The 11,414-nt window shown below is 62.0% G+C and carries 10 protein-coding genes and 1 pseudogene; 9 read left to right on the top strand and 2 right to left on the bottom strand.

Annotation, left to right across the window (positions count from 1 at the left end):
• A pseudogene (locus tag HUJ17_RS13305) lies at window positions 1-375 on the top strand (peptidase); the annotation flags it as partial.
• 93 nt (window positions 376-468) lie between these two features.
• On the opposite strand, the gene HUJ17_RS13310 reads toward HUJ17_RS13305, so the two are convergent.
• Together HUJ17_RS13310 and rpmE are read right to left on the bottom strand one after the other, a co-directional pair.
• The gene (locus tag HUJ17_RS13310) at window positions 469-1,743 is read right to left on the bottom strand and encodes a malic enzyme-like NAD(P)-binding protein (RefSeq protein WP_062815703.1); all 1,275 of its coding nucleotides are present in this window, start codon (window positions 1,741-1,743) and stop codon (window positions 469-471) included.
• Window positions 1,744-1,872: 129 nt separating this feature from the next.
• Window positions 1,873-2,091, bottom strand: a complete 219-nt coding sequence (rpmE, locus tag HUJ17_RS13315) for a 50S ribosomal protein L31 (RefSeq protein WP_062815702.1) — start codon at window positions 2,089-2,091, stop codon at window positions 1,873-1,875.
• 147 nt (window positions 2,092-2,238) lie between these two features.
• Here rpmE and HUJ17_RS13320 point away from each other — a divergent pair, with 147 nt between their 5' ends.
• From HUJ17_RS13320 to HUJ17_RS13355, 8 genes are all read left to right on the top strand, one after another.
• A complete protein-coding gene (locus HUJ17_RS13320; RefSeq protein ID WP_290511151.1) occupies window positions 2,239-4,410 on the top strand; it encodes a primosomal protein N' in 2,172 nt (723 codons plus the stop codon).
• Window positions 4,411-4,511: 101 nt separating this feature from the next.
• Window positions 4,512-6,266: an arginine--tRNA ligase gene (argS, locus tag HUJ17_RS13325; RefSeq protein WP_290511152.1), complete on the top strand. Its 1,755-nt coding sequence runs from the start codon at window positions 4,512-4,514 to the stop codon at window positions 6,264-6,266.
• A gap of 21 nt (window positions 6,267-6,287) precedes the next feature.
• Complete coding sequence (locus HUJ17_RS13330) at window positions 6,288-6,917, top strand: SPOR domain-containing protein (RefSeq protein ID WP_290511153.1); 630 nt, start codon at window positions 6,288-6,290, stop codon at window positions 6,915-6,917.
• Between the two features lie 203 nt (window positions 6,918-7,120).
• Window positions 7,121-7,645: an ATP-dependent protease subunit HslV gene (gene hslV / locus HUJ17_RS13335; protein WP_290511154.1), complete on the top strand. Its 525-nt coding sequence runs from the start codon at window positions 7,121-7,123 to the stop codon at window positions 7,643-7,645.
• Between the two features lie 4 nt (window positions 7,646-7,649).
• Window positions 7,650-8,984 (top strand): ATP-dependent protease ATPase subunit HslU, encoded by a 1,335-nt coding sequence (gene hslU / locus HUJ17_RS13340; protein WP_062815698.1) that lies wholly within the window; start codon window positions 7,650-7,652, stop codon window positions 8,982-8,984.
• Between the two features lie 194 nt (window positions 8,985-9,178).
• Window positions 9,179-9,874, top strand: a complete 696-nt coding sequence (locus HUJ17_RS13345) for a hypothetical protein (protein ID WP_290511155.1) — start codon at window positions 9,179-9,181, stop codon at window positions 9,872-9,874.
• Window position 9,875: 1 nt separating this feature from the next.
• Complete coding sequence (gene ubiE, locus HUJ17_RS13350) at window positions 9,876-10,628, top strand: bifunctional demethylmenaquinone methyltransferase/2-methoxy-6-polyprenyl-1,4-benzoquinol methylase UbiE (RefSeq protein WP_062815696.1); 753 nt, start codon at window positions 9,876-9,878, stop codon at window positions 10,626-10,628.
• Window positions 10,625-11,296, top strand: a complete 672-nt coding sequence (locus HUJ17_RS13355) for an SCP2 sterol-binding domain-containing protein (protein ID WP_290511156.1) — start codon at window positions 10,625-10,627, stop codon at window positions 11,294-11,296. Before ubiE ends, HUJ17_RS13355 begins: the two co-directional genes overlap by 4 nt.
• The last annotated feature ends 118 nt before the right edge of the window (window positions 11,297-11,414 follow it).

Raw genomic sequence — 11,414 nt, forward strand, 5'->3', positions numbered from 1 at the left:
GACCTGGCCGGCAAGACCGGCACCACCAACGACCAGGTGGACGCCTGGTTCTCCGGTTATTCTCCGGATCTGGTCGCCACCGTCTGGGTCGGTTTCGACAACCCGGCCAATCTGGGTTGGGGCGAATATGGCGGCAAGGCGGCCTTGCCAATCTGGATCGACTACATGGGCCCGGCCCTGGAAGGCGTTCCTGAACGGCAGCTGGAGCAGCCTTCCGGCATCGCCACCGTGCGCATCGACCCGGACAGTGGTCTGCTGGCACGCCCGGATAACCCCAACGCCATCCGCGAATACTTTATTGAGGATCAGGTGCCCGAGCTGGAGCCCCAGCGCGGCCCGGGTGGTGGCACCAGTGCCCCCGAGCAAATTTTCTGAACGGCCCGCAATAGCGCCGGGCATTGCCTGGCGCCTGTGACCAGCCATAAAAAAACCGCCTTCCGGCGGTTTTTTTATGGCTGACTGCTTTTCCTACAACTCGGGAAAAATCTCATCCAGCGAGTTCAATGGATAGTGGGAAGGATATCCCTTGCGAGCCACACCACAATCCACTGCCGCACGGGCGACTGCGGAGGACACCCGCCCCAGAAGACGCGGGTCATTGGGCTTGGGAATAATGTAGTCGGCACCGAAGGTCAGCGGCTCCCCACCATAGGCATCCAGCACTTCCTGAGGCGGCGCCTCTCGCACCAGCTCGGCAATGGCATGCACTGCGGCGATCTTCATTTCCTCGGTGATCGAGGTGGAACGCACATCCAGCGCCCCCCGGAACATGTACGGGAAACACAGCACATTGTTCACCTGGTTGGGGAAATCAGAACGCCCGGTAGCCACAATCGCATCCGGGCGAGCCGCCTTGGCCACCTCCGGACGGATCTCCGGATCCGGGTTGGCCAGCGCAAAGATGATCGGCTTGGGCGCCATCTTCTTGACCATTTCCGGTGTCAGCATGTCCGGTCCGGACACACCGATAAACACATCCGCATCTTCCACCGCATCGTTGAGAGTGCGCTTGTCAGTGTCGTTGGCCAGTGCCGCCTTATACTGGTTGAGATCATCGCGACGACTGTGAATCACGCCCTTGCGATCCAGCACCAGGATATTTTCCTTGCGCGCGCCCATCTCGATCAGCAGCCGCACCGATGCCACGCCTGCGGCACCGGCACCCACACAGACCACCTTGATGTCTTCGATACGCTTTTTCTGAATTTCCAGCGCATTGATCAGACCCGCACCCACCACAATGGCGGTACCGTGCTGATCATCGTGGAACACCGGCACATCGCACTGTTCTTTGAGGATGCGCTCAATCTCGAAACACTCCGGCGCCCGGATATCTTCCAGGTTAATGCCGCCAAAGGTGCGATGGATGCGCACCACCGTGTCGATAAAGGCCTGGGAGTCTTCCGCGTCCACTTCGATATCAAACACATCGATACCGGCAAACAGCTTGAACAGAATCCCCTTGCCTTCCATCACCGGCTTGGACGCCAGGGCACCCAGGTTGCCAAGACCGAGAATGGCCGTGCCATCACTGATCACAGCTACCAGATTGCCCTTGGCAGTAAAACGGTAGGCCAGCTCCGGCTCGCGGGCGATCTCACGCACCGGCTCCGCCACGCCCGGACTGTAGGCCAGGCTCAGGTCACGGCTGGTTGCCGCCGGCTTGGTCACCTCAACGCTGATTTTCCCTGGCCGCGGTTTGGCGTGGTATTCCAGGGCCGCCGTTCTCAAATCCTCAGACATGCTGGTCTCCGCTGGTCCCTAAGTCGGGCTAAACTGTCAGGCTAAACACTGTGTACGCAAGGTCTCAAAGCAAAAAGCACCCCGCAGGGTGCTTTTCAAAGGCTACATAAACTGCGGTGAAGACGCCGTTCAGTCCTTCTTGCTGCGCATCATGCCGAAACGCTGCTTGAACTTGTCGATCTGACCACCGCTGTCGGCCTGCTTCTGCTTGCCAGTATAGAAAGGATGGCAAGAAGAACAAACGTCCAAAGCCATGTCACCACCACGGGTGGAACGGCTTTCGATAACATTACCGCAGCTACAGGTATAGGTTGCTGCCTGGTATTCGGGATGAATCTCTGGTTTCATTGCTGAGCTCCAATCTGTGTCGCTACCTGCCTCTACGACAGGCACCACACGGCTTGCGTCTGGGAAAAAGAAGGCGAATCATAACAGCTTGGCCCCAATCCGCAAGCGCTGAGCGCTTCTCAGACGCTTCAGGCTTCAGGAAATCCCGTGTCAGCCAAGAAAACCCTGCAAATTGCCCTGCCGGTGCCGTTACCGGGCTGCTTCGACTATCTGTACCCGGGAACCACTCCGCCAGCGCGTGGCTCACGGGTACAGGTCCCTTTCGGTCGACGCACCCTGGTGGGCCTGGTTCACGGCCACGGTCTCAGCGATCACCCGAAACTGAAAGCCATCCAGCGGGTACTGGACGACAGCCCGGTCCTGCCGGAGGAACTCTACCGGCTATGCGAACGGGCGGCCCGCTACTACCACCACCCACTGGGCGAAGTGCTCAGTTATGCCCTGCCGGCCCTGCTGCGCCAGGGCAATGATGCCGAGGCCAGCCAGGAAAAACGCTGGCAAATTACCGAACGCGGGCAGCATGTCAGTGACGACCAGCTCAGCCGCGCCCCGCGACAGCGCCAGGCCCTGCACACCCTGCGCGACCACCCCAAAGGCCTGAGCAGCGCCATGCTGGCGGCCCTGGATGTACCCGCCGCCGCCCTGGCCAGTCTGCGTGACAAGGGCTGGGCGGAACAGGTAACGCAGGAGGACAGTGCGCCCCCCAGGGACATTCTTGCCCAGGCGCCACTGGCCGCCAACGCGGAGCAACGCAAGGCGATCCGCGCTTTAGAGGAGGCCCGGGGCTTCTCCCCCTTCCTCCTTGACGGCGTTACCGGCAGCGGCAAGACTGAAGTCTACCTGCAGGCCATGACTGCGCATCTGGCCGCCGGCAAACAGGTACTGGTGCTGATTCCGGAAATCGGCCTGACGCCCCAGACCGTACAGCGTTTCCGCCAGCGCTTCGCCGTGCCGGTGGTCACCCTGCACTCCGGGCTCACCGACCGGGAACGTCTGGACAACTGGCTGGCCGCCCGTGACGGCAAGGCACGCATCATCATCGGCACCCGCTCCGCCATCTTTACGCCGCTGGCCGCCCCGGGGCTGATCATCGTCGACGAAGCCCACGACGCCTCCCTGAAACAGCAGGACGGCTTTCGCTTTCACGCCCGCGACCTGGCCACCTGGCGAGCCCAGCAACTGGATATTCCCGTGGTGCTGGGCAGTGCCACCCCGGCGCTGGAAACCCTGCAACTGGCCAGGGATGAACGCTTCCAGTGGCTGAAACTTTCCCATCGCGCCACGGACCAGGGCCGTCCGCCCATCGAAATCCTCGACGGCACCCTGGCCGCCCCTGGCCAACCACTGCTACCCCAGTCCCTGCAGGCGATAAAGCACTGCGTAGAGCAGGGCAACCAGGCCCTGGTCTTTATTAACCGCCGCGGCTACGCCCCCATGATTCTCTGCCAGGATTGCGGCTGGCAGGCGGAATGCCGCCGTTGCGACAGCTTCCTGACCTGGCACCGCAGCGAAGGGAGTCTGCGTTGCCACCACTGCGACTATCAGCAACGGGTACCATCGCGCTGCCCGGACTGCGGCTCCAGCGCCATCCATGAAGCCGGCAGTGGCACCGAAAAACTCACCGAACTGTTGGAGCAATCGATACAGGTTCCGGTAATCCGTATCGACCGGGATGCCACCCGCCGCAAAGGCAGCCTGGATGCTCACCTGACCACCATCCAGCAAGGCAACCCGGTGGTTATGGTGGGTACCCAAATGCTGGCCAAGGGACATCATTTCCCGAAGCTGTCGCTGGTGGTGATTCTGGACATGGACGCCGGTTTTCTCAGCGCCGACTTTCGCGGCCCGGAGCAGGCCGCCCAGTTGCTGCTGCAAGTGGCCGGGCGCAGCGGCCGGGAAGGCCAGGGTCGGGTACTGCTGCAAACCCGCCACCCGGACCACCCGCTCCTGCAACTGGCCGCCAGTGGCGATTACCCGGCCCTGGCCAGCGCCTTGCTGGAGGAGCGAAAAATGGCAGGCCTGCCCCCCTTCGGCCACCTGGCCCTGTTCCGCTGCGAAGCCATGAGCATGGCCAAGGCCATGGAGTTTCTGCAGCAGCTAGCTGTTATTCCGCTGCCCCCGGACGTCTATCTATTGGGGCCCGTCCCTGCCCCCATGGAAAGACGTGCCGGGCGCTATCGCACCCAAATGCTGCTGCAATGCGCCAATCGCCCCCCTCTACACCAAGCCATCAGCTTGTTACTGGAACAGGCCCGCACCCTGCCCGCCGCCCGTCAGTGTCGCTGGCATCTGGATGTGGATCCGATCGATATGCTGTAAGACGGCGCCGGACCTGACGCCCGGCGCATGCGCCAGCGGGCCTTTTCCCGTACAATCGCCGCCCACCTGAACGGCCCCGATGCCCTCCACCAAAGAATGTCATGAAAGAACGCCTGATAACCCTGATCGACAACGCCCTGGACACCCTGATAGCCGAAGGGACTCTGCCCGCCGAGGCCAAACGCCCCGCGCAGATAGACCGTACCAAGGACAAGAGCCACGGCGACTTCGCCACCAATATCGCCCTGATGCTGGCAAAACCCGCCGGCATGAAGCCTCGCGATCTGGCGGAAAAACTGATCGCGGCCCTGCCTGCCGACAACGCCGTGGCCAAGGTGGAAATCGCCGGACCCGGCTTCATCAACTTCTTCCAGGCCGATGACTGGCTTACCGGCCTGCTGGATCAGGCCCTGGCCGACGAGCATCTGGGCGTAGCCCGTCCGGCGCAGGCACAGACCGTGGTGGTGGACTATTCCTCCCCCAACCTGGCCAAGGAAATGCACGTGGGGCACCTGCGCTCCTCCATCATCGGCGATGCCGTGGTGCGCACCCTGGAATTCCTTGGCCACAAGGTGGTTCGCCAGAACCATGTGGGCGACTGGGGCACCCAGTTCGGCATGCTGCTGGCCTACCTGGAAGAACAGAAAAGCGAAGAAAGCGACACCGAGCTGTCCCGTGAGCTGGGCGATCTGGAAGGCTTCTACCGCGCCGCCAAGCAACGTTTTGACGAATCCGACGCCTTTGCCACCCGAGCCCGCAGCCTGGTGGTAAAACTGCAGGCTGGCGACGAAGACTGCCTGGCCCTGTGGCGGGAATTCAACAGCGTGTCCCTGAGCCACTGCCAGGCCGTCTATGACCGCCTGGGCGTCAGCCTCACCCCGGCGGACGTGCGCGGCGAGAGCGCCTACAACGATGACCTGGCCCAGGTGGTCAGTGACCTGGACGCCAAAGGCCTGCTCAGCGAAGACCAGGGTGCCCAGTGCGTGTTCATGGACGAATTCAAGAACAAGGAAGGCGCCCCGCTCCCGGTGATCGTGAAAAAAGCCGACGGCGGTTATCTCTACGCCACCACCGACCTGGCTGCCCTGCGCTACCGGGCCGGCACCCTGCATGCCGATCGCATGCTCTACTTCGTGGACCAGCGCCAGGCCCTGCATTTCCAGCAGATGTTCAGCCTGGCCAAACGGGCCGGCTTTGTCCCGGAAAACACCGAGCTGGAACACATGGGCTTCGGCACCATGAACGGCCCGGACGGTCGCCCGTTCAAGACCCGCGACGGCGGCACCGTCAAACTGATCGACCTGCTTGATGAAGCCGAACAGCGGGCCTACACCCTGGTCCGCGACAAGAACCCGGAACTGGACGACCAGGCCCTGCGCACCATTGCCCATGCCGTTGGCATTGGCGCGGTGAAATACGCGGATCTGTCCAAGAACCGCAGCAGCGACTACATTTTCAATTTCGAGCAGATGCTCAGTTTCGAAGGCAACACCGCCCCCTATCTGCTCTATGCCTACACCCGGGTGGCCAGCGTATTCCGCAAGGCGGGCCTGGACATGGGCGACGTCAACGGCGACTTCCTGCTTCAGGAAGAGGCGGAACAGGCCCTGGCCGCCCGTCTGGTGCAATTCGGGGAAGTGCTGGAAAGCGTGGCCGAAAAGGGTCTGCCCCACCTGCTGTGCACCTATCTGTATGACGTGGCCGGTCTGTTTTCCACATTTTACGAGCATTGCCCGATCCTCTCCGGCGACAATGAGGCCCTGAAGCAGAGCCGCCTGAAACTGGCCGCCCTCACAGCCCGCACCCTGAAACAGGGCATGGAGCTGCTGGGCCTGAGCCCGCTCGAACGGATGTAGCCGAGAACCACAGGACACCCCATGGCAAAGAACACCAACAAACGAGGGGCCAGCCGCGGCCCGGTACGCAAGAAGACCCAACGCCAGGTCCCGGGCTGGGTGTGGCTGTTCACGGGTCTGATGGTCGGTCTGTTCGTGGCCTTCCTGTTTCACCTGGGCAAGACCCAGATGGAGCAAGGCGGCAACGGCAAGGTGGCACAGAAACCGGAGCAACCTGCCAAACCGGCCAAGCCAGCCCCGAAAAAGGACAGCAGCGACGAGTCCCCGCAATTCGACTTCTATGCGGTACTGCCGAAAATGGAAGTGATCGTGCCGCAGAATGAAGGCGACTCCGGCACCCGCAAGAGCCGCGACACCGCCCAGGACAAACCCGCCAGCGAACGCAAGCCTGACGCCGGCACTCGCTCCAGCGATGAGCGCTATCTGCTACAGGCAGGCAGCTTCCGCCGCAACGAAGATGCCGACCGCCGCCGGGCGGAGTTGATCCTCAAGGGGTTCGACGCCGCCATCCAGTCCGTGGATCTGGAAAGCGGCGACAGCTGGCACCGGGTCATGATCGGCCCCTACGACAACCTCAACGCCATGCACCGGGCCCAGGACCAACTTGCCGGCAATGGTATCGAGACCCTGCCGATCAAAATGAAAAAATAGGTGCAGGCACACAGCGGAGATGGGCGCACGCCCATTTCCGCCCTTCAGATCCCGCCTTCACCCGACGACTGCGCGCGGCCACCCTGCGCTCGGCTCCACCTGCAGCCAGCCGCGAAACGATTAACTGTTAATTGCCTTCAATTCCCCTTGAATCCCCCACCACCAGCCCCACATCTGCAGAATCACTGTGAAAGGAGCTGAATGTGACCACGATCGTATCCGTACGCCGCGGCAATAGCGTTGTGATTGGCGGTGACGGCCAGGTGTCACTGGGCAACACCGTCATGAAAGGCAATGCCCGCAAGGTGCGCCGGCTCTACCACGGCAAGGTCATTGCCGGGTTTGCCGGCGGTACCGCCGACGCCTTTACCCTGTTTGAGCGCTTTGAAGCGCAGCTGGAAAAACACCAGGGCCATCTGGTTCGTGCCGCTGTGGAGCTGGCCAAGGACTGGCGCACCGACCGCGCCCTGCGTCGCCTGGAGGCCCTGCTGGCTGTGGCCGACAAGGAAGCCTCACTGATCATCACCGGCAATGGCGATGTCATCGAGCCGGAAAATGACCTGATCGCCATTGGCTCCGGCGGCCCCTTTGCCCAGGCAGCTGCCACCGCCCTGCTGCACAACACCGAGCTGAAGGCCGGGGATATTGTCGAAAAGAGCCTGACCATCGCCGGCGATATCTGCGTCTACACCAATCAACAGCAAACCATTGAAGAATTGAGCTGGTAATCCGATGCCAAACCTGACCCCGCGCGAAATTGTTCATGAACTGAACAAGCACATTGTCGGCCAGGAGCCGGCGAAAAAATCCGTTGCCCTGGCCCTGCGCAATCGCTGGCGGCGCATGCAGTTGCCGGCAGAAATGCGTGCCGAAGTGGCGCCCAAGAACATCCTCATGATCGGCCCCACCGGCGTGGGCAAGACCGAAATTGCCCGCCGCCTGGCCAAGCTGGCCGACGCTCCCTTCATCAAGATCGAAGCCACCAAGTTCACCGAAGTGGGCTATGTGGGCCGCGATGTGGAATCCATCATCCGCGACTTGGTGGAAATGGCCATCAAGATGCTGCGCGAGAAAGCCATCGCCCGCGTGGGCAGCCAGGCGGATGATGCCGCCGAAGAACGCATCCTCGACGCCCTGCTGCCCGCGGCACGCGGCGAAGAAGAGAGCAAGACGGACAACAGCACCCGCCAGATCTTCCGCAAGAAGCTGCGCGAGGGCGAGCTGGACGACAAGGAAATCGAGATCGAGGTGTCCAGCAATCCGGCCGGGGTGGAAATCATGGCCCCTCCCGGCATGGAAGAAATGACCAGCCAGCTGCAACAGATGTTCTCGAAAATGGGCGGGGGCGGCCGCAAGCGCAGCCAGAAGCTGCGTGTCCGCGAAGCCTACCGGCTGATCCGGGACGAGGAAGCCGCGCGCTTCGTCAATGAGGACGAACTCAAGGTGCAGGCCATCGATGCAGTGGAAAACAACGGCATCGTCTTCCTGGATGAAATCGACAAGGTAGCCAAGCGTGGGGAAAGCGGCGGCACTGATGTGTCCCGGGAAGGGGTACAGCGAGACCTGCTGCCGCTGATCGAAGGCTGCACCGTGTCCACCAAGTACGGCATGGTCAAGACTGACCACATCCTCTTCATCGCATCCGGTGCCTTCCATCTGGCCAAGCCCAGCGATCTGATCCCGGAGCTGCAGGGCCGTCTGCCCATCCGCGTGGAACTGAGCGCCCTGACCCCGGATGACTTCCAGCGCATTCTCACCGAACCCCGATGCTCCCTCACTGAGCAGTACAAGGCCCTGCTGGATACCGAAGGACTCAACCTGGAGATTACTGACGACTGCATCCGGCGCATTGCTGAAGTGGCCTGGCAGGTCAACGAACGCACCGAAAACATCGGTGCCCGCCGCCTGCACACGGTACTGGAGAAACTGCTGGAAGAGATCAGCTACGATGCCGACTCCCTGGCCACCCAGTACCACGACAAGCCCCTGGTGCTGGATGCGGAAGCGGTGGATCGCTATCTGGGTGAACTGGCCGATGACGAGGACCTGAGCCGCTATATCCTCTGACCAGTTGCAAGTATCAAGTTACAAGTTGCAAAGCGCGAGGCAAGACTGTGCCAGCTTTAAGGTCCTGCCCGCGCTCGATGGGCCCGGCTCGCGGCCTGTGCACTTTCAACCACAAGTACCTCTCCCGCGTTGAAACTTGCAACTTGAAACTTGCCTCTGTTTTTCCTGCTATGATCCCCGCCGGAGGAAAAACCATGACCGCCGGCGAACAGCTTCAACACTATCTCAACCGTTTCTTTGCCCTGCGCCAGCATGGCGACGACACCGTATTCCTGAGCCGCCTGCGGCGCTTGCAGGACTGGCAGAGCCAGCGCCTCAGCCATACCCACCGCCATCTTCTGGACGACCCGGCCACGGCGGCGGGGATCCGCTTTCTACTCGACGAAGTCTACGGTGGTCGGGAGCTGCTACCGGTGGCCCGGGAAATCCGGCGCGCCCTGCCCAAGGCCATGAAACTGCTGCCGGACAAAGTCATGGCCACCTCGGCCAGTGCGCTGGAGGCCGCGATCCTCACCCAGGAGCTGGATGAGCAGATCGCCGACTCACTGGGCAGCGAGCTGGATCAACCACTCACCGAGCTGACCTACCTCAAGGGCTTTCGGCAAGACCACCACCTCGATGCCCGTCAGCGCCAGCTACAATTGGTGGCCGAACTGGGTCATCGCCTGGACCGCTATATCCGCTCGCGGATGATACAGACCACCTTTCGCATGGTCCGCAAACCGGCCCATGCGGCAGGCTTTGCGAACCTGTATGATTTCATGGATCGCAGCTTCCGGGTGATGAAACCGGTGCCCAGCGTGGGCCTGCTGCTGGAGCAGCTGGCCGCACGGGAAGAGACCATCATGCAGAAGGTCTTCGACCATCACCCGGCCCCCTTCGAGGACTGACATGAACGACGAAACCAAGGTCACCCACTTCGGTTACCAGCAGGTACCGTGGCAGGAAAAGCAGCAGAAAGTGGCCGGCGTATTCCGCTCCGTGGCGGGCAAATACGATGTCATGAACGACCTGATTTCCATGGGCAGCCACCGCCTGCTCAAGCGCATGACCATCGAGCTGGCCGGGGTACGACCGGGACACAAGGTACTGGACTTGGCCGGTGGCACCGGCGACCTGGCCATCAAGTTTTCCCGCCTTGTCGGGGAGACCGGCCAGGTGGTGCTGGCGGACATCAATGACGCCATGCTGGCAGTGGGTCGCGACCGCCTGTTCGATGCGGGTTGCAGCCATAACACCCAGGTCACCCAGGTAAACGGCGAATGTCTGCCTTTCGAGGACAACAGCTTCCACTGCATCACCATTGCCTTTGGCCTGCGCAATATCACCGACAAGGATGCCGCCCTGCGCTCCATGCTGCGGGTATTGAAACCCGGCGGCCGGCTGCTGGTGCTGGAGTTTTCCACCCCGGTGCACAAGCCCCTGGCCAAGGCCTATGAGCTGTATTCTTTCGGTGTGTGGCCCAAGCTGGGCAAGCTGATCGTCAACGACGCGGACAGCTATCAGTACCTGGCCGAATCCATCCGCATGCACCCGGACCAGGACACCCTGCAGGGCATGATGGATCAGGCCGGGTTTGCCCGCACCGAATACTTCAACATGCTGGGCGGCATCGTGGCACTGCACAGAGGGTTCAAATTTTGAGTCTGAAAGACCAGTCCCGCTCCCCCGGCCTGCTTTCCACCACGGCCCTGGCCACGGTGGAAAGAGCCATCAACACCGCCCTGCGCTCTGATCCGGCCAGTGCTGACCGACTGGCGCTGCATGCCGGCCGCCTGCTGGCCATCGAAGTGACCCTGCCGCCGCTGGCCATCTATGCGCTGATCGTGGAAGACGGGGTGGAGTTGTATCACCGCAGCGATGCCAACGCGGATGTCACAGTAAAGGGCAATCCCATGGACCTGGCAGCCTTGCTGCTGAACTGGAATACCCGCCCCGGCGTCATTGGCGGCCCGGTAGACATTCGCGGCAACCGGGAACTGTTGCAGGAAATGCAGCAACTGGCCCGCGAACTGCAAATTGATTGGGGCGCCATCCTTGAGCCGGTGACCGGCTCGGAACTGGCCCAGCAACTGGACTACAGTGCCCGTCGCCTGTTCGGCTGGGCCCGCCAGGCCGCCGGGCGACTGACCGAGCAACTGGCCGACTACGTGGGCAACGAATCCGGCCTGACCCCGGGCCGTCGGGATGTCTACGAATTCGGTCAGGATGTGGACGAACTGCGTATGGACGTGGATCGACTGGACGCCCGCATCCAGCGTCTTCGCGCGGCAAGGGCCGGGGTGAACAGCAACGGGAGCACCACCGACTGATGCTGCCCGTTACCCGCATTCTGGTGGTCATCCATGTGGTGTGCCGCTATCGCCTGATCGCCCTGCTCCCCGCCCATCCGCTGCGCAACCTGCTGCTGGTGATGTCCTTTCTGTTGCC

Origin of the sequence: Alcanivorax sp. (assembly GCF_014762765.1) — a bacterium.
Taxonomy (GTDB): Bacteria; Pseudomonadota; Gammaproteobacteria; order Pseudomonadales; family Alcanivoracaceae; genus Alcanivorax.